The organism is Blastococcus sp. CCUG 61487, assembly GCF_005222955.1.
Classification (GTDB): Bacteria; Actinomycetota; Actinomycetes; order Mycobacteriales; family Geodermatophilaceae; genus Blastococcus.
Genome location: NZ_LWUA01000253.1, coordinates 1 through 26,576 on the forward strand (window position 1 = coordinate 1; position 26,576 = coordinate 26,576).

The 26,576-nt window shown below is 71.5% G+C and carries 28 protein-coding genes and 4 pseudogenes; 9 read left to right on the plus strand and 23 right to left on the minus strand.

Annotated elements, in window-relative coordinates:
• Positions 1-178 precede the first annotated feature (178 nt).
• Positions 179-622 (minus strand): DUF1931 family protein, encoded by a 444-nt coding sequence (locus tag A6V29_RS15780; protein ID WP_137161199.1) that lies wholly within the window; start codon positions 620-622, stop codon positions 179-181.
• Positions 623-940: 318 nt separating this feature from the next.
• Here A6V29_RS15780 and A6V29_RS15785 point away from each other — a divergent pair, with 318 nt between their 5' ends.
• A complete protein-coding gene (locus A6V29_RS15785) occupies positions 941-1,819 on the plus strand; it encodes a Gfo/Idh/MocA family protein (protein ID WP_137161200.1) in 879 nt (292 codons plus the stop codon).
• 98 nt (positions 1,820-1,917) lie between these two features.
• On the opposite strand, the gene A6V29_RS15790 is transcribed toward A6V29_RS15785, so the two are convergent.
• On the minus strand, positions 1,918-2,892 hold the full coding sequence (locus A6V29_RS15790) for a helix-turn-helix transcriptional regulator (protein WP_137161201.1): 975 nt from the start codon (positions 2,890-2,892) through the stop codon (positions 1,918-1,920).
• 237 nt (positions 2,893-3,129) lie between these two features.
• On the opposite strand from A6V29_RS15790, the gene A6V29_RS15795 reads away from it, so the two are divergent.
• The gene (locus A6V29_RS15795) at positions 3,130-3,636 is read left to right on the plus strand and encodes an SRPBCC family protein (RefSeq protein WP_212719466.1); all 507 of its coding nucleotides are present in this window, start codon (positions 3,130-3,132) and stop codon (positions 3,634-3,636) included.
• Between the two features lie 133 nt (positions 3,637-3,769).
• Positions 3,770-4,087: pseudogene (locus A6V29_RS21720) on the plus strand (alcohol dehydrogenase catalytic domain-containing protein); the annotation flags it as partial.
• Here A6V29_RS21720 and A6V29_RS21725 read toward each other — a convergent pair.
• The gene (locus A6V29_RS21725) at positions 4,073-4,306 is read right to left on the minus strand and encodes a hypothetical protein (protein ID WP_249933280.1); all 234 of its coding nucleotides are present in this window, start codon (positions 4,304-4,306) and stop codon (positions 4,073-4,075) included. The pseudogene A6V29_RS21720 and the gene A6V29_RS21725 overlap by 15 nt on opposite strands.
• A 16-nt stretch (positions 4,307-4,322) precedes the next feature.
• Between A6V29_RS21725 and A6V29_RS21730 the strand changes: the two genes are divergently transcribed.
• Together A6V29_RS21730 and A6V29_RS15805 are read left to right on the plus strand one after the other, a co-directional pair.
• Positions 4,323-4,679 carry an MDR/zinc-dependent alcohol dehydrogenase-like family protein gene (locus A6V29_RS21730; protein WP_249933281.1) on the plus strand — a complete coding sequence of 119 codons (357 nt, stop codon included), beginning with the start codon at positions 4,323-4,325 and terminating at the stop codon, positions 4,677-4,679.
• 97 nt (positions 4,680-4,776) lie between these two features.
• Positions 4,777-5,064, plus strand: coding sequence for a hypothetical protein (locus tag A6V29_RS15805; protein ID WP_137161202.1), 288 nt, complete (start codon positions 4,777-4,779; stop codon positions 5,062-5,064).
• Positions 5,065-5,083: 19 nt separating this feature from the next.
• Here the strand turns inward: A6V29_RS15805 and A6V29_RS15810 are convergent, their stop codons facing one another.
• Genes A6V29_RS15810 through A6V29_RS22215 form a run of 5 tightly spaced genes read right to left on the minus strand, consistent with a single transcriptional unit; the run spans position 5,084 to position 8,551 of the window.
• Positions 5,084-6,007: an SMP-30/gluconolactonase/LRE family protein gene (locus A6V29_RS15810; protein WP_137161203.1), complete on the minus strand. Its 924-nt coding sequence runs from the start codon at positions 6,005-6,007 to the stop codon at positions 5,084-5,086.
• Positions 6,007-6,612: a hypothetical protein gene (locus A6V29_RS15815; protein WP_137161204.1), complete on the minus strand. Its 606-nt coding sequence runs from the start codon at positions 6,610-6,612 to the stop codon at positions 6,007-6,009. The genes A6V29_RS15810 and A6V29_RS15815 overlap by 1 nt, the downstream gene beginning before the upstream one ends.
• Before the next feature lie 16 nt (positions 6,613-6,628).
• Positions 6,629-7,294, minus strand: a complete 666-nt coding sequence (locus tag A6V29_RS21735) for a zinc-binding dehydrogenase (RefSeq protein ID WP_249933274.1) — start codon at positions 7,292-7,294, stop codon at positions 6,629-6,631.
• Entirely contained in the window at positions 7,291-7,773 is a 483-nt protein-coding gene (locus A6V29_RS21740; protein WP_249933275.1) for an alcohol dehydrogenase catalytic domain-containing protein, read from the minus strand. The genes A6V29_RS21735 and A6V29_RS21740 overlap by 4 nt, the downstream gene beginning before the upstream one ends.
• Before the next feature lie 34 nt (positions 7,774-7,807).
• Positions 7,808-8,551, minus strand: coding sequence for a DJ-1/PfpI family protein (locus tag A6V29_RS22215; protein WP_502700104.1), 744 nt, complete (start codon positions 8,549-8,551; stop codon positions 7,808-7,810).
• Positions 8,552-8,957: 406 nt separating this feature from the next.
• On the opposite strand from A6V29_RS22215, the gene A6V29_RS15830 reads away from it, so the two are divergent.
• Entirely contained in the window at positions 8,958-9,323 is a 366-nt protein-coding gene (locus A6V29_RS15830) for a hypothetical protein (RefSeq protein WP_137161205.1), read from the plus strand.
• Positions 9,324-9,448: 125 nt separating this feature from the next.
• Here A6V29_RS15830 and A6V29_RS21750 read toward each other — a convergent pair.
• Both A6V29_RS21750 and A6V29_RS15840 read right to left on the minus strand, forming a co-directional pair.
• Positions 9,449-9,580, minus strand: a pseudogene (locus A6V29_RS21750) (IS110 family transposase); the annotation flags it as partial.
• 284 nt (positions 9,581-9,864) lie between these two features.
• Positions 9,865-10,278: pseudogene (locus tag A6V29_RS15840) on the minus strand (transposase); the annotation flags it as partial.
• Positions 10,279-10,509: 231 nt separating this feature from the next.
• On the opposite strand from A6V29_RS15840, the gene A6V29_RS15845 reads away from it, so the two are divergent.
• Positions 10,510-11,529, plus strand: a complete 1,020-nt coding sequence (locus A6V29_RS15845; protein ID WP_137161206.1) for a helix-turn-helix transcriptional regulator — start codon at positions 10,510-10,512, stop codon at positions 11,527-11,529.
• A 117-nt stretch (positions 11,530-11,646) separates the two neighbouring features.
• Complete coding sequence (locus tag A6V29_RS15850; RefSeq protein ID WP_137161207.1) at positions 11,647-11,880, plus strand: DUF2267 domain-containing protein; 234 nt, start codon at positions 11,647-11,649, stop codon at positions 11,878-11,880.
• Between the two features lie 247 nt (positions 11,881-12,127).
• Here the strand turns inward: A6V29_RS15850 and A6V29_RS15855 are convergent, their stop codons facing one another.
• From A6V29_RS15855 to A6V29_RS15910, 12 genes and pseudogenes are all read right to left on the minus strand, one after another.
• Positions 12,128-12,367: a hypothetical protein gene (locus A6V29_RS15855; protein ID WP_137161208.1), complete on the minus strand. Its 240-nt coding sequence runs from the start codon at positions 12,365-12,367 to the stop codon at positions 12,128-12,130.
• A gap of 140 nt (positions 12,368-12,507) precedes the next feature.
• Positions 12,508-13,596, minus strand: a complete 1,089-nt coding sequence (locus tag A6V29_RS15860; RefSeq protein ID WP_249933276.1) for a hypothetical protein — start codon at positions 13,594-13,596, stop codon at positions 12,508-12,510.
• A 155-nt stretch (positions 13,597-13,751) separates the two neighbouring features.
• Positions 13,752-15,470 carry an FAD-dependent oxidoreductase gene (locus A6V29_RS15865; RefSeq protein WP_137161209.1) on the minus strand — a complete coding sequence of 573 codons (1,719 nt, stop codon included), beginning with the start codon at positions 15,468-15,470 and terminating at the stop codon, positions 13,752-13,754.
• A 59-nt stretch (positions 15,471-15,529) separates the two neighbouring features.
• A pseudogene (locus A6V29_RS15870) lies at positions 15,530-15,739 on the minus strand (UBP-type zinc finger domain-containing protein); the annotation flags it as partial.
• The gene (gene trxA / locus A6V29_RS15875; protein WP_137161210.1) at positions 15,736-16,194 is read right to left on the minus strand and encodes a thioredoxin; all 459 of its coding nucleotides are present in this window, start codon (positions 16,192-16,194) and stop codon (positions 15,736-15,738) included. The gene trxA and the pseudogene A6V29_RS15870, both read right to left, overlap by 4 nt.
• Complete coding sequence (clpB, locus tag A6V29_RS15880; RefSeq protein WP_137161211.1) at positions 16,191-18,815, minus strand: ATP-dependent chaperone ClpB; 2,625 nt, start codon at positions 18,813-18,815, stop codon at positions 16,191-16,193. The genes trxA and clpB overlap by 4 nt, the downstream gene beginning before the upstream one ends.
• Positions 18,806-19,192: a chaperone modulator CbpM gene (locus A6V29_RS15885; RefSeq protein WP_137161212.1), complete on the minus strand. Its 387-nt coding sequence runs from the start codon at positions 19,190-19,192 to the stop codon at positions 18,806-18,808. The genes clpB and A6V29_RS15885 overlap by 10 nt, the downstream gene beginning before the upstream one ends.
• Entirely contained in the window at positions 19,189-20,205 is a 1,017-nt protein-coding gene (locus tag A6V29_RS21990) for a DnaJ C-terminal domain-containing protein (protein ID WP_137161213.1), read from the minus strand. Before A6V29_RS21990 ends, A6V29_RS15885 begins: the two co-directional genes overlap by 4 nt.
• A 3-nt stretch (positions 20,206-20,208) precedes the next feature.
• Positions 20,209-20,802 carry a nucleotide exchange factor GrpE gene (locus tag A6V29_RS15895; protein WP_137161214.1) on the minus strand — a complete coding sequence of 198 codons (594 nt, stop codon included), beginning with the start codon at positions 20,800-20,802 and terminating at the stop codon, positions 20,209-20,211.
• Positions 20,803-20,812: 10 nt separating this feature from the next.
• Positions 20,813-22,696, minus strand: coding sequence for a molecular chaperone DnaK (gene dnaK, locus A6V29_RS15900; RefSeq protein WP_137161215.1), 1,884 nt, complete (start codon positions 22,694-22,696; stop codon positions 20,813-20,815).
• A gap of 1 nt (position 22,697) precedes the next feature.
• Positions 22,698-23,243 carry a YflT domain-containing protein gene (locus A6V29_RS15905; RefSeq protein WP_212719475.1) on the minus strand — a complete coding sequence of 182 codons (546 nt, stop codon included), beginning with the start codon at positions 23,241-23,243 and terminating at the stop codon, positions 22,698-22,700.
• A 12-nt stretch (positions 23,244-23,255) separates the two neighbouring features.
• Positions 23,256-23,741 (minus strand): Hsp20/alpha crystallin family protein, encoded by a 486-nt coding sequence (locus A6V29_RS15910; RefSeq protein WP_212719478.1) that lies wholly within the window; start codon positions 23,739-23,741, stop codon positions 23,256-23,258.
• Between the two features lie 923 nt (positions 23,742-24,664).
• On the opposite strand from A6V29_RS15910, the gene A6V29_RS15915 reads away from it, so the two are divergent.
• Positions 24,665-25,327 (plus strand): hypothetical protein, encoded by a 663-nt coding sequence (locus tag A6V29_RS15915; RefSeq protein WP_137161217.1) that lies wholly within the window; start codon positions 24,665-24,667, stop codon positions 25,325-25,327.
• Between the two features lie 237 nt (positions 25,328-25,564).
• Here the strand turns inward: A6V29_RS15915 and A6V29_RS15920 are convergent, their stop codons facing one another.
• The gene (locus A6V29_RS15920) at positions 25,565-26,539 is read right to left on the minus strand and encodes a helix-turn-helix transcriptional regulator (protein ID WP_170977901.1); all 975 of its coding nucleotides are present in this window, start codon (positions 26,537-26,539) and stop codon (positions 25,565-25,567) included.
• Between the last annotated feature and the right edge of the window lie 37 nt (positions 26,540-26,576).

Here is a 26,576-nt window from a genome sequence, read left to right on the forward strand (position 1 = left end):
CGTGGTCAGTACAGCTAGGCCCAGCGCCCGGATCGCCCCGCGGCGCGGCCCTCCTCCCCCTGGTATGCATCACCCCCGGCCCGCCGGCCGTGAGGACCAGCACCAGCGCGGCGGGCGCGGGGCCGAGCGTTCCGCGCATCTGGTTCGCCTGGGTGGGGGCGCAGCGGCGTCCGTGCATTCAGAGCAGCAGCCGGAAAAGGGCGAAAGAGCGCTCCCAGTGCCCGGTGTTCGGGTTGCCCACCTCCGGGTCGATGATCCGGAAGCACCTGGCCAGCGCGATCCCGAGACCGCCGAACACTTCGGTGAGGACGTCCTCGGTTTCCTCGCCGAACGTCACGTCGTCCGGGGGACGGCGCAGCGTCTGACCGATCCAGTCGCGCATGTCGCTGACCGACTCGAGTTTGGCGAACTCGCGCATGCGGTCCTGCAGGCCCTTCGTGATCGGCAGGTCCTGCGGGGCGATGACGTCCCGGCCGTTCCAGCGGGCGCGGTCGCGCGCGGCGATCGCCAGGTCGTCGATCTTCTCGTCCACGAACGCCCGGAAGCGGTCGATGTCCGACTTGTCGACGTCGACGTCCCCGGCCTCGCGGAAGAACCGCTTCACCTCGGGTATGCCGGCCATGAGTCGCCTCCGGATCGTTCCTGTCCTGCGCATCGGTCTTGTAGGTGAGCGGGGCCCCACCCCGTGGTTCCCGTCCACGGACACGACCGCCGCCACCACCCCCGGCTGGGCGGCCCGCGGACCCTTGTCAATAACAGCCAGCGAGTCAATAACAGCCAGCGAGCGCCCCCGAGAACATCGGCAGACCTACCCATCCTCGGTCGTGCCGGCGACGCGGGCGACGGACGCAGATCCCCGGCGCGCTCCTCCATCGGCAGTGCTGCCCATTTCGCCCGGCAGGCAGCGACGCCACGGCGGCCGGGCTCTACCGTGAGGAACATGGTTCCGGTCGGCCTGGTCGGCGCGGGTGCCCGGGCGGCCGAGGTGTACGCGCCGGCGCTCGAGACCTGCCCCGACGTTGACTTCGTCGCCGTGTGGGGGCGCTCCCCAGAACCCGCTCGACGGCTCGCCGAGCGGCACGGTGCGGTGCCGTGCCCGCGGTTCGATGACCTGCTGAAGCGATGCAGCGCGGTGGTCTTCGCGGTGCCACCGCCCGTCCAGGCGGAGTACGCCTCGACCGCCGCCCAGCACGGCTGCGCGCTGTTGCTGGAGAAACCCATCGCCGGCGACCTGACCGGCGCCGAGCAACTGACCTCGGCCGCCCTCCGCCAGAAGGTGCCGACGATGGTCGCGCTGCCCTGGCGGCACACGGACGACGTCCGCCGGTTCCTGTCAACCGACGTCCCCGACGTCGACCCGGCCGGCGGCATAAGGCGGGTGCTGTCGAGCACGCCCGCCGGCGAAGCACCGGCTCCACCGTGGCGAGGGGCCCGCGGGGTCTTGCGCACCTACGGGGCCGACCTGCTTGACCTCCTGGAGGCCGCCCTGGGGCCGGTCGTCGGCATGCACGCGCACGGGGACCCGCGCAGCTGGGTCGGTATGTCCCTCGATCACTCGGTGGGCCGGTTCTCCGAGGCGTCGCTCTACGGCGGGCGCACACGAGGCCCGGACGTCGCCTTCGTCGAGGTCAGCGGCCCACGGGGGACGGCGGACATCGAGGCGCTGGCCGGCCTGGGCCCGAACGCGTACCAGGGGATGGTGGCCGAGTTCGCGGGCACCGTGGCCGACGGTCGATCGCACGGCCTCGGCATCGAGCATGGTCTCCACCTGCAGCGGCTGGTCGAGTCGGCGGAGACCGACCTGGTCCTGCACGGCTGACGGGTGGGACCTTTCACGCTTCCTCGTACTGCCGATCTCGGCTCCCGCCGCCACGACCCCGGGGCGGCTCACGCCCAGCACGCACGACACGTGGTCGTTCAGCGACGCAGCGTCTCCTCCGGGAGGCGGCCGTACGCGTCCCGGTAGGCGGCCGCGAAGCCGCTGTGGTCGGCGAAGCCCCAGCGTGCCGCGATCATCGGCACTGCGTCGGGTCCTCCGGGGTCGGTGTCCACGAGGTCCCGGTGCGCCCGCGCCATCCGGACCCGTTCGGCATAGGCGGTCGGTGTCGTGTCCCGGTGGCGCAGGAAGCATGCCTGGAGCCCCCGAGCGCCGACCCCCGCGGCGTCCGCGATCTCGGTGAGCGTCATCGCGCGGTGCGCGTTGCCCTCGATGTGCTCGACGGCGCGCCGCACGACCGCCGGCGTGGCGTGGTCGGGCGGCAACCGTCGGTGGCTGACCAGGGTCGTGCTGGGGAACGTCGCCAGGACGGCTCGGGCCAGTCGCTCGGTCAGCGCAGTTGCGACCAGCGGGGCGCCCCCGACCTCCGGACGGTCCACGAGGACGTCGACGACGCGGCGGACCGCTTCGCCCCAGCGCCGGCCCAGCTCCGGGGACATCGGCCGGAGCCCGGTGAAGCGCAGCGCGGTGCGTTCGAGTCCGGTCGTCTCGACGGCGACTCGCTCGACATCGGCGCTCTGCACACCGACGCAGTCGGCCACGGTGTCGGCCCACAGGACGCTCACCGCCTGGTGGGCAGGCAACAGCACGGGGGAACCCGGGAGCACGGCCTCCTCGTCGCGTCCCAGACTCACCTTCATGCCGCCGTCGTCCGGCTGGGCGACGACCATGACGCCCGAGAGCACGACGTTGTTGTCCGCACTCGACGAGTAGCAGAGCCGGGCGAGGCTCCCGTTGCCGACGCGGACGTTCCGGCTTCGGAAGCGGAAGTCACGGTGACTGTTGGACTCCTCCGGCCGGTAGCCGGAGTAGGCGGCCTCCAGCCACCGGTGGGCCGCGTCGGGGTCCGACGTGGCGACGCCGTCCATGGTGGGGGGCGGGACAGGTGATGACATGGTGTCTCCCCGGCTCGATCGCTCCGGTGGGCTGACGCATCCCACGCTAGGACCGCCGGTGTCCGGACGGCATCCGTCGAATGACCGATCAAGCCCAGCCCCTGGGCCGTACGCCACGGCATGCCGGTTCGGGGAGTCGTCGCTGGAGCGGCGCAATCGGTCGTCCTGCCGATGGAGGTCAGCCAGCCGACGGACTTGGCTGGACACGCTGCCGCCACCCTTCCCTCAGGAGCTCGCATGGAGCTGACCTCGACGACGACCGTCAACAAGCCCCCGCAGGAGGTGTTCGACTTCTGGCACCGGTTGGAGAACCTGGACGCGTTCATCGCCCACCTGGACGAGGTGCGGGTGACCGGCCCGCGCTCCAGCCGCTGGACGGCGAGCGCACCGTTCGACACCGTCATCGAGCGGGACGTCGTGACGACGGCCGACGTCGCCGCGGAGCGCATCGCCTGGGTCTCCGTCGAGGGCGCCGACGTCCACACCTCGGGCAAGGTGACCCTCGTGCCCGCACCGGGCGGGCGGGGCACCGAGGTGCGGGTCACGCTGCGCTATGACATGCCCGCGGGCCCGTTGGGCAGGGCGCTCGCCACGTATTTCGGCGACGACCCGTCCCAGCTGCTCGACGACGACCTGCGGCGCCTCAAGCAGGTGATGGAGACCGGCGAGGTGGTGCGTTCCGAGGGCGCCCCCTGGGCAAGCGGGCCCGCAAGGAGTTCCCGCAGCGTCCGGCGCGGCCGCTGAGTGAGGAGGAGCTGCAGGAGCTCCGGGGTCGCAAGGAGGTGCTGGCGTGAAGGCCAACTGCTTCGTCGGCGCGAACAAGGTCGAGGTGCAAGACGTCCCCGACCCGACGATCCTCAACAGCCGCGACGCCGTCGTGGAGATCACGTCGACGGCGATCTGCGGCTCGGACCTCCACCTCGTCGACGGCTACGTGCCGACGATGGAGAAGGGCGACGTGCTCGGCCACGAGTTCATGGGCGAGGTCGTCGAGGTCGGTCCCGGGGTCGACGGGTCGAGGCTGCGCGTGGGCGACCGCGTCGTCGTCCCCTTTCCGATCGCCTGCGGGGCCTGCCTCGCCTGCCAGGCCGCGCTCTACTCCTGTTGCGAGAACACGAACCCCAACGCAGGCGTCGCCGAGAAGATGTTCGGGCACCCCGTTGCCGGGATCCTCGGCTACTCACACCTGACCGGTGGCTTCGCCGGCGGGCAGGCCGAGTACGCCCGGGTGCCGTTCGCCGACGTGGGTCCGATCCGCATCGGGAGCGGCCTCGCCGATGAGCAGGTGCTCTTCCTCTCCGACATCCTCCCCACCGGCCACATGGGCGCGGAGATGTGCGACATCCAAGACGGCGACGTCGGCGCGGTCTGGGGGCCCGGACAAGTGCATCGACGCGGTCGGCATGTAGGCCACGCACGGTGCCGCCCACGTGCACCTCTTCGACCGGCTCAAGCAGGCGGTCCGCGCGGAAACCGACCGGCCGCACGCTCTCCGCCAGGCGATCCTGTTCTGCCGCAGCGGCGGCATCGTCTCGGTCGTCGGGGTCTACGGCGGGCTGATCGACAAGTTCCCGGCCGGCGCCTGGATGAACCGGTCGCTCACCCTTCGCACCGGCCAGTGCCACGTACAGCGGTACATGCGGCCGCTGCTGGACCGGATCGAGCACGGTCAATTGGACCCGACCCGGGTCATCACCCACCGGCTGCCCCTGGCCGATGCCCCGCACGGCTACGAGATCTTCAAGAACAAGGAGGACGGCTGCGAGAAGGTCGTCCTGACGCCCTGATCGGCCCGGTCCCGGGTGACGAATTCGCTCCTCCCCCTGTCCGGCCGGCGTCGCCCGGGTGGCCGGCGACCACGAGATACCCCAACGAGGATGTGTCATGACCGACCCCGACCTGAAGCACGCGGCCTTCCGTCTCGAGCACACCGTCCGGTGGAACCCGCACGTCCCCCTCGTCCGGACCATCCGTGTGGATCCTCCGGTGACGCTGGACGACGCTCGCATCTTGGTCGCCGACAACCTCGGATCGATGACCGGCCACGACGTGTGGTCCCTGATGGACGGCGCACAGCTGATCCGGTCGGCCGACGTCGTCGCCATCAAGGTCGTCCCGGTCGGCTCGGTCCCCGATGACCACGGCGAGGGGTTCGGCCTGACCGTCAGTTAGCGGACCGTCGTCCGCCGCCTCAGTCACCTGAGGCGTTCGTCAGGCCGCGCAGCGGACCCCCGTACCGGAAGGCGCCCCGGCCGACGACATCGGGGATGCCCACGGTGAACAGCCGGCCGGCATCGGGCTGGGCCACCAGCTCCGGACCCGGCAGCCCCTCGGTCGACGTCGTCACGACCAGCAGGTCGAGATCGGGGCCGGCGAAGGTGCACCCGGACGTCTGTTTGGCCGCCACGCGCACCGCCTCCTCGGGCCGTCCCGCGGAGCTGTACCGGCGCACCTGACCACCGCCTTCCAGCGCGACCCAGAGATGGCCGGCCCGGTCGACGGTCAGGCCCGCGGGGATCATGGGCTCGTCGACGGGGAAGTCGAGCACGACCCGCGGACGATCGAGCACGCCGAGGTCGACGTCGTAGTCGTAGGCGGTCACCGTCCGGGCGCCCGAGTCGGCGACGTAGAGGAGGTCGTCGTCGGGCGACCAGGCGATCCCGGCCGGCTCGATCAGACCGGTCGCGGCGACGCTGACCACTCCGTCGATGTCCACCCGGTACAGGGCCCCCGGCCCCTCCTCTTCGTGCTCGAGCGTGCCGGTCACGCCGGCGAAGAACCGGCCGGCGCGGTCGCAGGCCCCGCCGCACATCCGGCCGCCCCCCTCCAGGTCCAGCGCGACGCGCACCGCGCCGTCCGGGCTGAGCACGCGGAAGCCGCTCCCGGCCGCGACGAGCCAACCGGGGCTCGTGGTCAGGGCCACGGCGGCGACCGGCTCATCCACTGCCCGCATCGCCACGTCGCGCACGCCGGCGGCGGTGTCGACCCGGCCCCACCGGACCTCCCCGGCGGTGTCCACCCAGAGCAGTTCGCCGGTGCCGTCGTCCCACACCGGTCCGACCCCGCGTCGCGCGGGGTGGACCGGCGAGGGCGCGGCCTCGAGGACGGGGTCCATCACCGGCTAGTGCACCGGCCGGTATCCGTCGGACCCCACGTGCGCCACCTCGCCACGCTCCGGGCGCCGGCGTAGACCGCTCCGGCCGCGGCGACCCAGGGCCCCGCGACGATCACCGGGTCGAGCGGCAGGTGCTTGAGGTCCGTGCGGTGCTGCCCGAGCCGCGACCGCACGCCGTGGTGGGTGAACTCGGCCTTGACCCCGGTCTCGGTGATTGGGTTGTCCGGGCGCAGGGCGAGGAAGGACGTCAGATGGTGCTCCCACGCATCCACCCGGTCGGCGAACATGAGCAGCAGCCAGTGGACCGCGCGCCCCTCGCTGTAGTGGTAGGCGTAGCGGCGGATGGCGCCCGAGACGCCCGTCGGTGGCTGGGCGGTGCCGAAGACCGGGGTGAGCATCCCGTGCTCGACCGAGCGCTCCCGCGGGTACTTCTCCGGCTGCCGCTCGGGGAACTCCCAGTGCGCCCCGGTGAAGTCCTCCTGGAACTGCAGCTTCGGCACAGACGGGCGGTCCTTGGGGTCGAGGTCGACGCCCCAGCCCGGGATGCGCTTCCTCAGCTCGTCGGGGGACTCGGCCATCGGCGGCTTGTGCGGTGCGTAGGTCATCGGGGTCTCCTGTCGCTCACGCCGCGGTCGGGACGACGAGGGGCTTGATGCAGCCGTCGAGCTTGGCCGAGAAGATGTGGTAGCCCTCGGCGATGTCCTCGAGGGGCACCCGGTGGGTGGCCAGCTCGCTGGGCCTGAGGTAGCCGTTGCGCACGTGCTCGAACAGCCGGGGCCACTGCCGTTTGACCGGGCACTGGTTGGTGTGGATCGTCAGCCCCTTGTTCATCGCGTCGCCGAACTTGACGGCGCTGAACAGCGGGCCGTAGGCGCCCATCACCGAGATGGTTCCGCCCTTGCGGACGGAGTCGATGGCCCAGTTGAGCGCGACCGGGGAGCCGCCCTGCAGCTTGAACTTGGCCGAGGTGACGTGCTGGAGGAAGTTGCCGTCCGCCTCGGCGCCGACGGCGTCGATGGCGACGTCCGCACCCAGCCAGTCGGTGGTCTTCTTCATCTCCAGGACGATGTCGCCGTACTCGGTGAAGTTGTAGGTCTCGGCATGCGCGAACGTGCGCGCCGTCTCCAGCCGGTAGTCCAGGTGGTCGATGACGATGACCCGGCCGGCCCCCATCAGCCAGGCCGACTTCGCCGCCACGAGTCCGACGGGCCCGGCGCCGAAGACGACGACGACGTCGCCCTCGACGATGTCGCCGAGCTGCGCCCCGAAGTAGCCGGTCGCCGTCATGTCAGCAGGACCGCGTCCTCGTCGGCCATCCAGTCCGGGATCTTCGACGGACCGACGTCGGCGAACGGCACCCGCACGTACTCGGCTTGGCCGCCGTCGTAGCCGCCGGTGGTGTGGGAGTAGCCGTAGATGCCCCCGACGGCGGTGGCGTTCGGGTTGACGTTGTGGCAGTTGGAGTACAGACCGCGAGCGCAGTACCAGCAGGTGCCGCAGAAGATGTTGAACGGCACCATCACCCGGTCGCCGACGGCGAGGTTCTGCACGGACGACCCCGCCTCGTCGACGACGCCGATGAACTCGTGGCCGAAGGTATGACCGATCCGGGTGTCCGGCATCATGCCGTGGTAGAGGTGCAGGTCCGAGCCGCAGATCGCGGCGAGCTGCACCCGGACGATGGCGTCGTTGGGGTGCTCGACCGCCGGCCGTTCCTTCTCCTCCATCCGGATCTTGTAGGGACCTCTGTACACCATCGCTCGCATCCGACCGGCTCCTGACGCGTGGGCCCCGAGGCCCCTAGGGAGCACCACGGGGCGCCCAGCGGCCGGCTCTGCTCACCGGCCCCCGTGACTCTGCACCGGCTGCCCGACCCGGGCCACCGCAGAACCGGGGCTTCCCGCGGTGGGCCGCCGAAAGAACGGCAGAACTACCCGGGGGCCGGCGACCCTCCCTCCCACGCGAGGAAGCTCGTCCCAGCAGAGTGCTCACCCGCCGGTCCCGCTGGCGAACTCCTGGACGATGCGCTTGCAGAATGCCGGCAGGTCGTCCGGTGAGCGGCTGGTCGTGACGTTGCCGTCGGTCACGACCCCCTCGTCGACCACCTCGGCGCCCGGCGTTGCGCAGGTCGGTGCGCACACTGGGCCAGGACGTCAGCCGCCGGCCGCGGACGCGGTCCGCCTCCACCAGGTTCCAGGGTCCGTGGCAGATCGAGGCCACCGGTTTGCCGGAGTCCACGAAGTCGCGGACGAAGCTCACCGCGGTCTGGTTCATGCGCAGCTTGTCGGGGTTGACCGTGCCCCCGGGCAAGACCAGCGCGTCGAAGTCGTCCGGTGACACGTCGCCGCCCAGCCGGTCGACGGCGAAGGTGCCGGCGTCCTCCAGGTCGTGGTTGCGCGCCGCGATCTCGCCGTCGTGGATCGAGAGCAGCGTGGTCCCGGCCCCGGCCTGGTCGAGCACCTGGCGGGGCTGCTCGAGCTCGACGCGCTCCACGCCGTCGGCTGCGAGGATCGCCACGCGCCGCCCGTTCAGTTCGCCTGCCATCTCATGCTCCCGCCATCGCCGGCTCGAGACGCCCCCGAGCTTTGGCCGGGGGGATACCGGACGCCCCTCCATTCGACGTCGGGCAGGGAGGCCGCAGTATCGGCAGACATGCCGATACCGCACTGCGGCGATGCGGATCGGCCGCTTTGCCGGCCAGGGGATCAGGGGATGGCCATGGGCCGAGGCACGCTCGCAGCCCCGGAGGGGCCCGAGATCACCGCGCCTCCTACCGCGCGTGGCGATGGTTGCCGGCCGATCAGTCGGCACGTACCGCACCGGCCCGGCCACCGAGTGGGAGGCGGCCGGTAGGCACGGGATCGGCACGTCTACCGATATCGCATCAGGGCCCGGGGGCCTGGAATGGAGCAGGTCGGGGCCGATCGTCGAGAGGGACAGGAGACCGGGGATGACCAGGACGGCCGATCTCTCGCTCAGGAACTCATATGCCGCGCAGAAGCAGATGGCGGAACTGGCGTTCTCCCTCCTGCGGATGCAGGCGGACACGCCGGCCGGGGTGTGGGTCGACGAGCACTTCCGAACGGAGTACCGGGAGATCTGGGAACGTGCTAGCTCCCTCGCCGGCGAGAGCGCCGCGGAGGCGCTGTTGCTGACCGTGCTCACCCATGCCCACGTCCTACTCGCCTACCTGGTCGCCGCGACCGGGATCAGCGAGGTCGAGTGGCTCGACCGCCTGCGTGCTGACTACGTCGACCGCATCCCCGCCAGCGGCACGGGCGTGTGGGGCCCGCGCACCCTCCGGCTCGGCGCCTGACCGGAGATCGGTCCACGGCGACGGCCCGGCTCCTCCCAGGGTCACGGCGAGCGGGGGGACAGGACAGCCTCAAGCGCGGCCATGGCTCGCTCGGTGACCTCCCCGACCGCACAGGTCGCGTGGTTGGTCATCGACCTCCAGGTGGTGACCGTCTCGCGGGCGCCGCCACGCGGGCCGGCACCGGCGATCCGGACACAGACCTTCGCGTCCCGCTTCGAGACATCGACTCCCGCGCACTGGTCATGCACGACATCCACCACGACCTCTCCATGCTGGCGATCTCGGAGTCCGTCCCGGGGGGGGCAGGAAAATCGGAAGTCTGACGCTCGTGCTCGAAGGCAACACTCCACGGTTCCCGTGGAGCCCTCCACCACCATGCTGACCTACAGGCTCGCAGGCACTACAGAGAAACCGGTGTCCGACCGGGGCGAACAGGTCCATCGTGGGCGGGCGCGTGCGGGCAGTCCAGCCCCGTTCCTACCCGCACCCGCCGATCGAATCTTCACGAGCCACAGTGAGCCTTCGCCGAAGGCTCAAGGCCGCTGACCTGGGACTTGCTCAGCCGGGTGATGCCCAAGGACTCGACGAGCTTCTCCATCCGCCGCGTCGAGACACTCAGCAGGTAGCAGGTGGCCACCACGGTGGTCAGCGCCCGCTCGGCCCGCCGGCGGCGCTCCAGCAGCCAGTCGGGGAAGTACGACCCGGAGCGCAGCTTCGGGATCGCCACGTCCAGGGTGCCGGCGCGGGTGTCGAACTCACGGCTCTGGTAGCCGTTACGCACATTCGTGCGCTCGGCGCTGCGCTGGCCGTACTCGGCCCGGCAGACCGCGTCGGCCTCGGCCGACATCAGCGTGTTGATGAACGTGGTCAGCATCTGCCGCAGCAGATCCGGGCTGGCCTGGGCCAGCTGCTCGTCCAGGAAGCGGGCAGGGTCGATACTGCTCGGAGCGGTCATCGCGTTCTTCTCCTGGGGTTCCGTGGAAGGTTTTCCAGAAGATCACGCGGTGGCCGCCTCTACGTGGAGGGCCCGCTGGTCACCGGGGCCGTCGCGCACCACCTTGGTGGACGCCACTCCGCTTTCCCGGTATGAAGATCTGGTCGGTCTCTACCCCGACCGGTCGAGCAGCCGGTGCGGTCGCGGCTGAGGGATCGCCCAGCTAGCGCTGAGTTTCTCGAAGGGGCGGCCATGCGCTCGGAACAGGCAAGTGAGCTGCTGCTGGCCGAGACCGCCGCCTCGATCGGCAGCACGTCCGAGCGCGCGCACGCGATGCTCGAGGTCCTCCGTCGGATCATCCCGTTCGACGGCGCCTTCCTGGCGTTCGCCGACCCGCTGGGCCACGGCTACCACTCCCTGGTGAGCGTCGACCTGGACGTGCGGACCGCGGAGTTCCTCGCCGGCCCCCAAGTCGCGCGGGACATCGAGGCCACCGGGACCGATCGGGCACGTCCGCCGTTGGGCCCGTCGGACCTGCCCTACCCGGCCGAGGAACTGCCGACCTGGGCCGAGTGCCTGATCCCCTCCGGTATCCACCAGGGGCTGGGCGTTGCCCTGTTCGCACCCGGGAGGCGGCACGTCGGCCATCTCGCAGTGCTATCCGGCAGCCGGCAGCCTCCGTCTCCGGCCATCCGGCGCCGGCTCGGGCGGCTGGCGCCGGTGTTCGCGCGCGGAATCGACCCGATGCGTTCCCTGATCGCTGCAGCGCGGCTGGTCCGGGGGGCCACCGCAGCTGTGGTGCTGCGGGCGGACGGCGGCTGCCAGGCGCTGCCGGGCATGCCGGTGGATGCGCGGCTCGTGGACCGCTCCCCCGTCCTGGCCGCCGCACGCGAGCGGATTGCCGACGGGCACCTCTACTCCTCGTTCCTCTGGCCGGTGGGTGGCTCGCACGCCCCCGGCGGGCACGTGCGTCTCACCGTCCTGGCGGCACCCGAGGACGTGCCGCCGGGCCTGACCGCCGTGGCCCTGCTGTCACCGGCGCCCGACCTGCACGGGCTCACCCCCCGGGAACTCGAGGTGCTGGGCTTCCTCGTCGAGGGGTGCTCCAACCACGAGATCGCTCGTGCGCTCGTCGTGGCGGCGCGGACCGTGGCCGCCCACCTGGAGCACATCCTCGTCAAGCTCGGGGCGCCGACCAGAACACTCGCCGCGGTCCGCGCCGAACGGGACGGTCTCTACGTTCCGGCCGCTCGCGCCGGCGGGCATGCATGAGCCTGCGCGCGAGCCCGGGCCGGCCATAGCGGTCCGTCCCGGACCAGAGCGGCGACCGGCGACGCGGGCTGAGCGAGGCCGCGCCCCCGGGGGTTCACGACATCGGCCGATCGACCGATGCCATGCGCGCTGAACGGTCATAGCGTCGGACTCGCGGAGGCGGAGGCGTTCGGCGTGGACGAGTTCGTGGGCCGCGTCGCTGTACGTGGGGACGTCGGGCCCGCCGAGGCCCGGAACGGGGCCGCGGCCGTCCTGACGACGGTGCGGCAGGCAGTCACCCCTGGCGAGTTCGACGACGTCCTCTCCCAGCTGCCGCAGGAGTACCGGGAGCTGGTCGGGCCGATGGCCTGAGCCCAAGCGATCCCGCATCAACTGGCGACCGGAGCAGCAGGGGCAGACGCCGCCCGGTGAACGGCCCGCGGGCGGGTCCCACGAGGCCGTGGTCGGCAGCCTCCGGGCCGTCCCGCCGGTCGAGGACCGCAATCGCGCGGAGGTGATGCGGTCTGTGCCCGTCCACCCCGGACCGGGCCGGTCGGCAAGCCGGCGCCCGGAGCCCGCTCAGTCGGTCGGCGGAACCGGATGCCCTCCGCCTACGTGCTCAGGCTCTCGGCGCCAGTTCGTACCTCGGTCCCAGATCGTTGGGGACCGAGTCGGGCACCTCGTGCAGGATCTTGGGTTCGCTGTGCAGCAGCCGCTGGACGGCGGCGCGCGTCCGATCCAGGTCGAGGCCCGCCCGGCGGGCGATGTCCTGCAGGTGCGGAGCGCCGTCCTCGACCTCACCCTCGGCCACGCTCCGGTACACCGCGGCGTCCTCGCCCGACAGGTCCTCGACTCGCATGATCGTCCTTCCCGGAGAGGCAGCCCGACACCGCGTCCGGCGTCGGAGCGGACCTACCCGGCTACCGGAACCGGTATGTGGTCGGCGCCGGAGAAATCTCGGCGTCGACACCGAGGGCCGACACCTCCGGGGTACGCCGGTCAACCGTCACCGTGCTCGGTGGCGCGACTCGTGCGATAGGTGTACGCCGCCCGTCGAACCGCCTCATCTGATTCGAGGCCGGCACCGAGCGCACCGCCGACGGTGGCCAGCGAGGCCGTCAGCCAGGCGACGTCGACGTAGTGCACGAAAGCCACCGGATGCGCGATCGCTTCGGCGAAGCGTGACGGGACGACGAGCAGCAACCCGGCGACCAGGCTGAGCACGAAGAGCGCGGCATAGAACACCGCCACCCCGATCACGACCGTCGCCGTGGTCGCGATGTTGAACAGCACGATCTGCTGCCTCGCGCGAGGCGCGACGACGTGCTCCCACAGCCCAGCACCGACGATCAGCGTTACGCCGATCGCGACGACCGAGCACAGGGTGACGACGGCCAACCGCTGCCACCCGAGGGCAACGGCCAGGCTCCAGATGTCCGGGGTGACCAGCGCGAAGACACCCGCAGCAGTGGCCGCCGTCAGGGCACGGGAGAGGCGAGCGGCCAGCTGCCACGGACGATTCGCCCGCACCATGCCGAACAGCAGCTGCAGGTGGCCGGTGACCACCCGAGTCGTGTACCGGAGCGCCTGTCCCTGGTCGTCGACGTCGGAACCGAGTTCTGACAACCGGCTGCTGATCCGCCGCAGCGCCGCATCCCCGAGACCGTCGGCGCCTCTTCTGCGGTCCTCACCCAACAGGGCGCCGACCAAGCTGAGCACGGCGTCACGGAGACGCCGTCGCACAACGAAGGTTCCCAGTGCGGGGATCGACAGGACCGCGACCCCGTGCATCGGGCTCGCGTGGGCAACCTCCGGCCGTCTGGCCACCCGCAGGGGCAGATCGGTCAGGACCACGACGAAGTCCCAGCCGCGCGCCAGGAGGAGCTGCCGAGCTGCGGCGACGATCTCGCTGTCTTCCGCCGGTGGCTCCACCAGACCGTTCTCGAGGACGTGAAAAGCCCACTTCACGTCCGGGAAGAGCGCTTCGAGCTCACCGCGGATGCCATCGACGAGCTCTGCAGTCAGCTCGTCAGAGACCGCGGGGGCGTTGACCACCCCCACTCGCACGTCGGGCATCCCGGCCTCCACCGGCACGATCAGACGCCCAGCCGGAAGAGGTCGATCGCTTTCTCCCGCTGGTCGATCGACCGGCTCTACACCGTCTGCAGTTGGCGTGATCACATCGCGATCGGCCCCTCGCCCTGAGCCGCGTCCGGGAACGTCGGTCTCCTCCCCGTCGTCGGTCACCGGCGGGTGGCGAAGTGCTCGTGCACCATGCGGACCGCCATCGCCCCCTCTCCCGCCGCCGAGACAACCCGCTTCACCGAGCCACTGCGTACGTCGCCGGCCGCGAAGACGCCCGGCAGGCTGGTCTCGAGCAGCAGCGGGTCGGGACCGTCGGACTCCCCCCGCTCCCGCACCCGGCGCGCGTCCGGCCCGGTCAGCACGTAGCCGCCGGCGTCCAGGGCGATCGTGTCGGGCAACCACGACGTGCTGGGCACGCCCCCGATGAACACCATGAGTTCGCGTGCGGGCAGGCGCTGACGTTCACCGGTCTCCGCGTCCTCCACCACGACGGCCTCGAGGCGGCCGGCCTCGCCCTCCAGTTCCTCCACCGTGGTGTGGAGGTGCACCTCGATGCGCGGGTCCTGGGTGATTCGGCCGGCGAGGTAGCGCGACATGTTCTCGTCGAGTTCGTGCTCGCGGACCACCAGATGGACCTGGGCGGCGTGGCCGGCGAGGAAGACCGCGGCCTGGCCGCCCGAGTTGCCCCCGCCCACGACGACCACCGGTTCTCCGACGCACTGCTGGGCCTCGAGGGGCGTGGCCGCGTAATACACGCAGGTGTCCTCGAACCGTTCCAGCCCCGAGACCCGGAGCCGGCGGACGCGCACGCCGGAGGCGACGAGCACCGTGCGCGCGACCAGCTCACCGCCGTCGCCGAACCGCAGCACGTGGTTCCCGTCCCGCTCCGCGATCCCCACCACCTCCGACGGGACGGAGCGCCGCGCCCCGAACTTCTCCGCTTGCAGCACGGCGCGCTCGGCCAGCTCGCCCCCCGAGATCCCGGAGGGGAAGCCGAGGTAGTTCTCGATGCACGACGTCCGCCCCGCCTGCCCGCCCGCCGCGACGCCGTCGAGCACCGCGGTGTCGAGGCCCTCCGAGGCGCCGTACACAGCCGCCGCCAGCCCGGCAGGGCCGGCCCCCACGACCACGAGATCGCAGATCCCCCGGGCGTCGCCGAGGTCGCGCAGTCCGAACGTCGCCGCGAGTTCAGCGGTCGACGGGTTCCTCAGCAGGCGGTCCCGGTACAGCACGACCGGCGTGTCGCCGGGACCGAGCCCGAGGGATCGGAGCAGCTGTTCCGCCATCGGGTCGGTCTCCAGGTCGAGGAACCGGTGCGGCAGGCGGTTGCGGGCGGCGAACTCGCGCAGCTCCCGTGTGCCGGCCGAGTACCTGGAGCCGATGATCCGGAAGCCGGTGCCCTCGCCCAGCGCCAGCCAGCGTCGGACGAGGTAGGCCCGCAGCACGAGATCGCCGAAGGGGTGGTCCCGCGCCGCGAGGGCGCGTAGCCGATCTGCCGGAACCGCGAGGACTTCGCCCCCGTCGACGACGACGACACTCAGGAAGGCCGGTTGCCCCGTGAGGACGCCGAGCTCGCCGAGGAAGCGGCCGGGTCCGTGCAGCCGGACCACCCGCTGGTCGGACGTCCCGAATGCCTCGACGACGGCGACCCGGCCGGAGAGCACCACGTAGAAGGTGTCCTCCGGTTCGCCCTCGGCGACGAGCAGGTCCCCGGGCGTCGTGGGCCGCCGCTCCCCCCACGTCTCCAGCTGCCGGATGCGCGTCTCCTCGAGGCGGGGGAAGGCCCCCGACACGTCCGGTGTCTCACCAGGCGGCACGTCGGCCAGCAGCTGCTCGACGCCGTGGCCCTTCTGGTCGGCCGGCGCCTGCGTCGCCACACCGGTGCCTCGTCCACGAAGCACCACCGCCAGTCCTCGCCCGGCTGGAACGACCGGATGATCGGATGGCCGACCAGGCCGGCGTGCTTGCGGGCGTGCTTCCCCGGGGACTGGTCGCAGCAGCCGACGTGCCCACAGGTAAGACACAGCCGCAGATGGACCCACGGAGAGCCGGTCCGCAGGCACTCTTCGCATCCCTGAGGGGTGCGCGGCACGACGTCCTCCCGCACGAAGGCCAGGTGCGGATCGAGACCTACCGGGATGGTCATCGAGCGGACCCTCCGGACAGGGCGCCGTCCAGCCAGCTGCGCAACGCCGGCTCGGGGGCCGCGCCGGGCTGACGGGCCAGCACCTCGCCGTCCCGCAGCACCATCAGGGTCGGGACGGCGCGCACCTCGAACCGCTGGGAGAGCCGGGGTGCCCGGTCGACGTCGACCTTGACCAGCTTGAGCTCGCCGGCACGCTCGGTGGCCAGCCGTTCGAGGGCGGGGCTCACCATCCGGCACGGGCCGCACCAGGTCGCCCACAGATCCACGAGCACCGGGACCGGAGCCCGCTCGGCGACCTCGGCGAAGTCGTCGTCGCCCGCGTCGGCGATCCATGGCAGGCGCTCGTGGCAGTTGCCGCACTTCGGGACGCTGTCCGCCACCGTCGGCACCCGGTTCTTCTTCGAGCAGTGCGGGCAGGTGACGACGCTCGTCCGTGCGGTCGCGGGGGCGCTCACGCCTGCGCTCCGATCGGCTCGTGGGTGACGACCAGCCGGTCGCCGTCCACGTCGACCCGCAGGGTCGAGCCCTCGATCGCCCCGTCACGCAGCAGCGCCCGGGCGACCTGGGTCTCCACCTCCTTCGCGATGAACCGCCGCAGCGGCCGCGCACCGTAGACCGGGTCGTAGCCCTCCCGGGCGATGAATCGCTTGGCCTCCTCGGTGATCTCCACCGTGATGTCGCGCTCGGCGAGGCGGACGCGGAGGTCGGCGAGCATCAGCTCGACGATGTTCTCGATCTCGCGCGGGTTGAGCGGCGTGAACAGGACGGTGTCGTCGACCCGGTTGAGGAACTCGGGCCGGAAATGCGCCCGCAGCTCGGCCATCACGAGGTCGCGTGCCTCTGGTTTGAGCTGGCCGTCGTCGGTGACCCCGTCGAGCAGGTACTGCGAGCCGATGTTCGACGTCATGATGATGACGGTGTTGCGGAAGTCGACGGTGCGCCCCTGCGCGTCGGTGAGCCGGCCGTCGTCGAGGACCTGCAGCAGCGTGTTGAAGACGTCCGGGTGCGCCTTCTCGATCTCGTCGAAGAGGACGACGGCGTACGGACGGCGACGCACCGCCTCGGTGAGCTGACCGCCCTCCTCGTAGCCGACGTAGCCGGGCGGGGCACCGACCAGCCGCGACACGGTGTGCCGCTCCTGGTACTCGCTCATGTCGATCCGGACGATGTTGTCCTCGGAGTCGAACAGCGCCTCGGCCAGCGCCTTGGCCAGCTCGGTCTTCCCGACCCCGGTCGGGCCGAGGAAGATGAACGAGCCGCTCGGCCGCCGCGGGTCCTTCACCCCGGAGCGGGCCCGGATGATCGCGTCCGCGACCGCCTGCACCGCCTCGTCCTGGCCGACCACGCGCCGGTGGAGCACCTCGTCCAGGCGGAGCAGCTTCTCCCGCTCCCCCTCGGTGAGCCGCGAGACGGGGATGCCGGTCCACACCGAGACGATCTCGGCGATCTCCTCGGCGGTGACCACCTCGCGCAGCAGGCTGTGCTCCCCCTGCTTCTCCGCGAGCCGTCGCTCCTCCACCTCCAGCCTGCGCTCCAGGTCGGCCAGCCGGCTGAAGCGGAGCTCGGCGGCGCGGTTGAGGTCGTAGGCCCGCTCCGCCTCCTGGATCTCGTGGCGGACCTGTTCCAGCTCCGCGCGCAGGTCCTGGACCCGCTTGATCGCCTGCCGTTCGGCATTCCACTGGGCGCGCATGGCGTCGGCCTCGCCGCGCAGATCGGCCAGCTCACGGCGGAGCTGGTCGAGCCGCGCCCGGGAGGCTGCGTCCTCCTCCTGGGCGAGTGCGGCCTCCTCGATCTCCAGCCGCATCACCTTGCGGGTGATCTCGTCCAGCTCGGCCGGCATCGAGTCGATCTCGGTGCGCAGCCGGGCGCACGCCTCGTCGACGAGGTCGATGGCCTTGTCGGGCAGGAACCGGTCGGTGAGGTAGCGGTGGCTCAGCGTCGCCGCCGCGATCAGCGAGCCGTCGAGGATCCGGACGCCGTGGAACACCTCGAACCGCTCGCGCAGCCCGCGCAGGATCGAGATCGTGTCCTCCACCGTGGGCTCGTCGACGAAGACGGGCTGGAACCTGCGCTCGAGCGCGGCGTCCTTCTCGATGTACTTGCGGTACTCGGTGAGCGTGGTCGCGCCGATCATGTGCAGCTCACCACGCGCCAGCATCGGCTTGAGCATGTTGCCGGCATCCATCGACCCTTCGGATGCGCCGGCGCCGACGACGTTGTGCAGTTCGTCGACGAACAGCAGGATGCGGCCCTCGGCGGCCTTGACCTCCGACAACACCGCCTGCAGCCGTTCCTCGAACTCGCCGCGGTATTTCGCCCCGGCCACGAGCAGCCCCATGTCCAGGGCGAAGATGGTGCGTTCGCGCAGGCCCTCGGGCACGTCCCCGTTGAGGATCCGCTGGGCCAGCCCCTCCACGATGGCGGTCTTGCCGACTCCGGGCTCACCGAGGAGCACGGGGTTGTTCTTCGACTTCCGGGAGAGGATCTGGATCACGCGCCGGATCTCGGCGTCGCGGCCGATCACCGGGTCGAGCCGGCCGGAGCGAGCCGATTCCACGAGATCGATCCCGTACTTGGTGAGCGCCTCGTAGGAGCCCTCGGGGGTCGCGGACGTGACCCGCTGGTTGCCGCGCACCTGCGTCAGCGCGGAGAGGAAGGCCTCACGGGTGACGCCGTGCCGCGCCAGCACCCGACCGGCACCCGCGGCAGAGCCCGTCTCCGCCAGCGCGACGAGCAGGTGCTCGACCGAGACGTACTCGTCCTTCATGCGCTTTGCTTCGCGGTCGGCGGCCTCGAGCACCTGGGCGACCCGCTGCGTCAGCGAGACCTGCCCGGGTTGAGGGGCCGTGCCGGTCGTCCGTGGCTTGCGGGAGAGCTCCGCGGCCATGTCCCTGCGCAGGGCCGCAGGATCGGAGCCCATCGCCGAGATCAGCCTCGGGACGAGGCCGTCGGGCTGGTCGAGGAGCGCCGTGAGCAGGTGCTCGACGTCGACCTCGGTGTGACCGTGCTCGATCGCCAGGGACTGCGCGGCGGCGAGCGCCTCCTGGGACTTCTGGGTCAGGCGGTTCAGGTCCATCGCTGGCTCCGCTCGGGTCGGGTGGCGGGCTCCTGGGGAATGTGTCGTCGTACGGGTTCGGTGCGCGCGCGGACGCGCAGGGCGGTCTCGAGGTCGGTGATCCGGTCGAGGAGGTCGCACACGAGTCCGAGGGCGGCGTAGTTGAGCGGCAGGGTGGCGTGCAGCCGCTGCAGTCGCGCGACGGCCGCCACCTGCGCCGGGCTGAACCACAGCGACCCGTCGGGGTGACGCGCGGCCCGGATCAGTCCCAGCGCCCAGAACCGGCGCACCAGTTCGGGGTGCACGCCACAGCGCCGGGCGAACTCCTCGTCGTCCAGCAGGGCGGAGGCCGGTCTCCGGACCAACGGATACCGAAGTGGAGGACTCTGCGGGCTCATCGGCGTCCTCCCCCCTCTGCGGTCGTGGCGCGGCGCGGATCGAACGTCGACGTCGTGGCGAGTTCGGAGAACAGCTCACGTTCACGGTCGCTGAGCTCCGGCGGGACCATGATCTTGATCTCGGCGAACAGGTCGCCCGGGTGACCGGCCGGGTCCGGCATGCCCTGGCCTCGCAGCCGAAGCCGCCGTCCGGACGATGACCCCGGGGGGACGGTCACCTTGGTCTCCCCGCCCGGCGTGGCGACCGGGACGCTGGCGCCGAGGGCCGCCTCCCACGGCGCGAGCTTGAGGTCGACGTGGATGTTCCGGCCGTGCACGCGGAAGCGCGGGTGCGGCAGCAGCCGCACCACCAGGTAGAGGTCTCCGGCGGGGCCGTCACCGAAGCCCCGCCCTCCTTCCCCGGCCAGCCTGATCCGCCGGCCGTCGTTGACGCCGGGTGGGATCGTCACCGTGTAGCTGCGCGGGCCGTCCGGGCCGTTGAGCGTGATCTCCTTGCGGCCGCCGTGGTAGGCCTCCTCCACGGTGAGCGGGAGCTCGGCCTCCTGATCCGCTCCTGCGGTGCGAGCCACGCGCCGGCCGCGTCCGCGGCCGCCGAACATGCCTCCGAGGAGGTCCTCGATGTCGATGCCCTCGAAGCCCTCGCCGTCGAAGCCACCGCCACCGAATCCCCCGCCGCGGAAACCCCCGCCGACGTCGGAGCCTGCCGTGGTCCAGCTCGTGCGGGGGCCCCGCCCGCCCCGACCACCGAATCCGGCGGCCCCGGCACCGACGCGCTCCTCCCAGTCCTCGGGAACCCGCCGGAAGTCCTCCCCGAACCGGTCGTAGCGCTTGCGCATCTCCGGGTCCGACAGCGCGGAGTACGCCTCGTTGATCTCCTTGAACCGCTCCTCGGCCCCCGGATCCTTGTTGACGTCCGGATGGTTCTGCCGCGCCAGCCGCCGGTACGCCTGCTGGATCTCGTCGGCGCCTGCGTCGCGCGACACCCCCAGGACCTCGTAGAAGTCACGCGCCATCGGTCAGCTCCCCTGACGCTGCGCGACGGTGACGGCCGCCGGCCGGAGCTGACGTCCAGGAGCGCCGTAACCAGGCCGGACGACCGCGGCCACCGAACCGGGCGGGGTGCCGGCGCCGTCGGCATCCACCACCCCGACCACCTCGTGCCGCGCCGGGTCGAACGGCACTCCGCGCTCGTCCTCCCGTTCGTAGCCCAGCCCCGCGAAGACGGCGAGGGCCTGGTCACGGAGAGCGCGGATGCCCTCGACGATCGACCTCGGGTCCGCCGCGGCGTGTTCGAGTGCGCGATCGATGGCGTCGAGCACCGGCAGGAACGCCGACGCGACCAGCTCTCGCTCGTTCTCCCGCTCGCGCGCCACCTCCCGTGCGTATCGCTTGCGCAGGTTGTCCAGGTCGGCGGCGACGCGCCGCCAGCGGTCCTCGGCGACATCCAGCGCCTGCTGGAGTTGCACTTCCGCCGCGTCCTCCGCCGGCGCGAGCGCCCCCTCCCGCGGAACTTCGCCCTCCCGGTGAGCCGCTGCCTCGGCGGCTTCCGGGTCGGCACCCGGAGAACCCAGCGGCCGGACGGACGGCGTCTTCGATCCGGGCTCAGCCATCGGTGGAGACTCAGGTCCGGTCGAACTCGGCGTCGATGACGTCGTCGTCCGCGGCCGCCGCCGCACCGCCGGTTCCGTCACCCACATCGGCCGCATAGTTGGCCGAGGCCGCCTGCAGCCCTGCCAGCACCTGCTGCAGCTCCCCGGTCAGTTCGCGGACGCGATCCATCGGCGCCTGGTCTGCCACCGCCTGCCTGGCGTCGGTCACCAACATCTCGGCACGGGCGCGCTCGTGCGGAGGTGCGGAGTCGCCGAGCTCCTCCAGCCGGCGCTCCACCTGGTAAGCGACGCTGTCCAGCGCGTTGCGCGCGTCCACCTCCTGGCGCAGCTGCTCGTCGGCGGTCCGGTTGCGCTCCGCCTCCTGCAGCATGCGCTCGACCTCGGACTGGTCGAGGTTGGTGCTCTCGGAGATGGTGATGCCCTGCTCGGCGCCGGTGTCCTTGTCCCTGGCGGTGACGTTGAGGATGCCGTTGGCGTCGATGTCGAAGGTGACCTCGATCTGCGGCTCCCCGCGCGGCGCCGGCCGGATCCCGGTGAGCTGGAACCGGCCGAGCACCCGGTTGTCGGCCGCCCGCTCGCGCTCCCCCTGCAGCACGACGACGTCGACGGCGGGCTGGTTGTCCACCGCCGTGGAGAACGTCTCGCTCCGCCGGACCGGGATGGTCGTGTTCCGTTCGATGATCTTGGTCATCACGCCGCCCATGGTCTCCAGCCCCAACGACAGGGGTGTGACGTCGAGCAGCAGGACGTCGGACACGTCCCCCTTGAGGACCCCCGCCTGGATCGCGGCGCCGACCGCGACGACCTCGTCGGGGTTGACGGTCATGTTCGGTTCCTTGCCACCGGTGAGCCGGCGCACGAGTGCCTGGACCGCCGGGATGCGGGTGGACCCGCCGACCAGGATGACCTCGTCGATGTCGTCGGCGGCGACCTTGGCGTCCGACATGGCCTGGCGGACCGGCCCCATGGTCCGCTCGACGAGATCGGCCGTGAGCTGGTCGAACTTCGAGCGCATCAGCGTCATCGTGAGGTGCTTGGGCCCGTTCGCATCCGCGGTGACGAAGGGCAGGTTGACCTGGGTCTGGGTGACCGAGCTGAGCTCGACCTTCGCCTTCTCGGCGGCCTCGTAGAGCCGCTGGAGCGCCTGCGGGTCCTTCCGCAGGTCGATGCCGTTCTCCTTCTGGAACTCCTCGGCCAGGTGGTCGACGATCCGCCGGTCGAAGTCGTCCCCGCCCAGGTGGGTGTCGCCGGCCGTGGCCCGCACCTCGACCACGCCGTCCCCCACGTCGAGGACGCTGACGTCGAACGTTCCGCCGCCGAGGTCGAACACCAGCACCGTCTCGTGCTGCCGCTTGTCCATCCCGTAGGCCAGCGCCGCGGCCGTCGGCTCGTTGATGATCCGCAGGACCTCGAGGCCGGCGATCTTCCCCGCGTCACGGGTGGCGGTTCGCTGCGCGTCGTTGAAGTAGGCCGGAACGGTGATGACCGCCTCGGTGACGCGTTCGCCCAGGTGCCGTCCGGCGTCGTCGGCGAGCTTGCGCAAGATCAGCGCAGAGATCTCCTCCGGCGCATGCAGCTTGTCCCGCACCTTGATCCGGGCGAGCCCGTTCGCATCGGGCACCACGTCGTAGGTGACCTGCCCGGCCTCCTCCTCGACCTCCTCGAACCTGCGGCCCACGAACCGCTTGACCGAGTAGATCGTGCCCTTGGCGTTCAGGATCGCCTGCCGACGGGCCAACTGGCCGACCAGGCGCTCACCGTTCTCCGTGAACGCCACCACCGACGGCGTCGTGCGGGCGCCCTCCGCGTTGGGCACGACCGAGGCCTCGCCCCCCTCCCATGCGGCGATGACCGAGTTCGTCGTCCCGAGATCGATACCAACCGCGCGCGCCATCTCAGATCCTCTCTGCGAGCAGCCGGGCAGCCTGGTCGGCCACCTCGTCGTCGACGACAAGTTCGAACCGCAGGGGGCGCATGTAGGTCACCGACGCGAAGTCCCGGCGACCGCCCTGGAGCGCGTAGACGATCATCGCGATGACCGCTCCGATCACCGCCCCGATGAGCAGTCCGTAGAGGGCGAGCAGCAGCGCGCTCACCAGCGGATCGGCCCAGTCGAAGAGTCCGAAGATCCAGCCGAGCAGCGCGCCCGGGACGGCACCGTTCACCGCACCCCGCCAGGCGGCGGTGGGATAGTCCATCTTCCCGGTCACCTGTTCGACGGTCTGCATGTCCTGGCCGACGATGGCCACCCGCTCGACCGGGAAGTCGAGGTCGGCCAGCCGGTCGACCGCCCGCTCCGCGTCGGCGTAGCTGGTGTACGAGGCGACGGTCCGGCGGGCCGAGCGGGTCGAGGCGCCGGGGCTCCCTGGAGACCAGGGGTCGACCGCGGTGCCCCCTCGCGGGCCGGTCGGGTCCGCGTCGTGTCGGGCTGACGAGGTCATCACTCACTCCCTCTATCTGGCGGGGGTCTGCTCGGTGCCCGCGGCTACGGCCTCCTGGGCGGGCGGGGAGGCGGCGGCGACGTTCGGGGCGTCGGTGGAACGATCGGCGGAACCGAGGGCGACCCGACGCGGCTTGCTCGCCTCGCTGACCGGGATCGTGAGGGTCAGGACACCGTCCCGCACATCAGCGGTCAGCCGGTCGGCGTTCAGGTTCTCCCCGAGGAGCAGTTGCCGGGCGAACTCGCCGTGCGGCCGCTCGTCGATGAGCACCTCGTCGCCCTCCTGACGGGCGGGGACCCGCCGGACCCGGATGCTGACGACGTTGCGCTCGACCGTCAGGTCGATGTCGTCAGGGCGCACGCCGGGCACGTCGAGATGGACGATGAACTCGTCGCCGCGTCGCAGCGCCTCCATCGGCATGCTGCGTAGCGCACGCGCCCCAGCTGACAGGCTCTGTTCGGCGAGCCGGTCGAGTTCACGGAGCGGGTCGAATCGCATCAGAGTCACAGGCTGTTCCTCCTGCCGGATGGGGAACGGAGATCCGCCGAGCGCGGTGTGGCCACGTCGAAGGTTAGCCGCTCTGTGACGTCCACGCTGGCCGCCCCCCCTCGACGAGGGCAATCGGTCGTTCTGCCGATGGCGGCGGCGGGCAGAGGGCCGGAGCGGTCCCGGAGGCGTGCTCCTGCCGGGATGGGCAGTGCTACCGATGGACGGATCGACGTGGGCACGGTGCCTGAGCGCTGGTGGGCCGTCGATGGCCGCACCGTCGCCGTGCGGCCCTGCTGGTCGGTCCCACGGGGCTGCACCGGCCGAGGAGGCGCGGGTGGAGCATGCGATGACCGTCCAGCAGGGACCGCCGCTCCGGCCGGTCGGGACTGCCTCCGGATGAGACGGCCACTGCGTCGCGCGCTGGCCGTGACCGGGGTGGGCGTCGTATTCCTGGCCGGGTGCTCGGGCACGAGACCCGACCCGTCCTCCGGCGATCCCCGGCAGCTCGTCGACGTACCCGCCGAGCGGCTGCCCATCATCGGCGCGACCGACTCCCCGACCGATCGGCTGGTGCGCAACGCGATCGCCGACCGCGAGACCTACTGGGCCGAGACGTTTCCGCGTTCCTACGGAAAGCAGTTCCGACCCCTCGCCGGCGGCTACTTCTCCGTCGACAGCTCCGCCCTCGACGCGAGCAGGTACCCCCCAAGCGGCATCGGCTGCCCGGACCATCCGATGGACCCGGCGGCCGTGGCGGGGAACGCCCTCTACAACCCCCGCTGCGACGCCATCGCCTATGACCGGGCGCTGTTGAAGGATCTCGCCGGCACCTACGGGCAGTCGCTGCCCGCCGGAGCATCCAGGACGAGACGCAGGCCGACTGCTTCGCCGGTGCAAGGGCGGCCTGGGTCAACGACGGCCAGGCGCGGCACATGGCGATCGACGAGCGGGACCTCGACGGCGTCCTGGGCGGCTACCTCCTGCTCCGTGACCCCGTCGGCAGCGACCCGGACAACAGCCAGGCCCACGGCTCCTGCTTCGACCGGGTCTCGGCGTTCTCCGAGGGCCACGACGGCGGCGTCACCTTCTGCCGGGATGACTTCGGTCCCGATCGGCTGTCCACCGCGGAGACCTTCGACCAGGACGAGCTGGCCGACCGCGGCAACGCCGCGTACGTCGCGACCCTGCGGATCGTCGACGACACGCTGCCTCCGTTCTGGCGCGACGTGCTCTTGCGGGGATTCGGCCGGGAGTTCGACGAGCCGGCGATCCGCCCGTTCGACCGCGTGCCGCCGCCGTGCGGGACAGAGGAACTCGATCTCACCTTCTGCGCGGCCGACTCGACGGTGTACTACGACGAGACCGAGCTGGTGAGGCCCGCGTACCAGCAGCTGGGGACTTCGCGGTCGCCACCGCCATCTCCGTCCCCTACGCGCTCGCCGCCCGCTCGGAGCTCGGCCTGTCGATCGATGACGAGGCCGCCACCCGCTCGGCGGTCTGCCTCACCGGCTGGTACGCGGCCCAGATCTTCAGCGGTGCCTTCACCGGCGCTGCCGGGGTCAGGATCAGCCCCGGCCACATCGATGAAGCCGTGACTTCCCTGCTGACCTACGGGCTCTCCGAGCGCGTGTTCCCGAACGTCGACACGTCCGGATTCGAACTGCTCCGCGTCTTCCGGAACGGGTTTTTACGCGGTGGTGGCCCCTGCGACGTCGGTCTCCCATGACCACTGCCGTGTGACGCTGTCACCGACGGCTCTCTGGTCGTGAAGCCATCCTCACGACAAGCCGGCCGGCGTATTCCCACGGCGTCCACCGACGTCCGGCTGCCGTTCAGCCACGCAGCGTCGCCTCGGGGAGGCGGCCGTAGGCATCCCGGTAGGCGGCGGCGAAGTGGTTCTGGTCGGCGAAGCCCCAACGCGCCGCGATCGTCGGCACGCCCTCGGGTGCCCCGGGGTCGGAGTCCAGGAGGTCTCGGTGCGCCCGCGCCATCCGCACCCGTTCGGCATAGGCGGTCGGTGTCGTGTCCAGGTGGCGCAGGAAGCACGCCTGGAGCCCCCGGGCGCTGATACCGGCAGAGTCGGCGATCTCGGTGAGCGTCATCCCGCGGTGCGCGTTGGCCTCGATGTGCTCGATGGCCCGCCGCGCGACGGCCGGCGTGGCGTGGTCGGGTGGCAACCGGCGGTGGCTGGCCAGGGTCGTGCTGGGGAAGGTCTCGAGGACGGCTCGGGCCAGTCGCTGGGTCATCGCGGTGGCGACCAGCGGGGCGGCCCCGCCCGGCGGACCCCCCACGAGGACGTCGACGACGCGGCGGACCGTGTCGCTCCAGCGCCGGCCCAGCTCCGGGGACATCGGCCGGAACCCGGTGAAGCGCAGCCCGGCGTCTTCGAGTCCGGTCGTCTCGACGGCGACCCGCTCGACGTCGGCGCTCGGCAGGGCGACGAAGTCGGCCACGGTGTCGGCCCACAGGACGCTCACCGGCTGGTGTGCCGGCAACAGCACGGGAGATTCCGGGAGCACGGCGTCCTCGTGGCGTCCCAGGCTCACCTTCATCGCGCCGTCGTCCGGCTGGACGACGACCAGGACGTCCGAGAGCAGGACGTTGTTGTCCGCGCTCAGCGAGTAGCGGAGTCGGGCGAGGCTGCCGCTGCCGATGCGGACGCGGCGGCTGCGGAAGCTGAAGCCGCGGTGGCTGTTCGACTCCTCCGGCCGGTAGCCGGGGAAGGAGGACTCCAGCCACCGGTGAGCCGCCCCAGGGTCGGTCGTGGCGAGTGCGTCGATGGTCCACGACGGGACAGGTGATGACACGGTGCCTCCCCGGCTCTCTCCATCCGGTGGGCTGTCG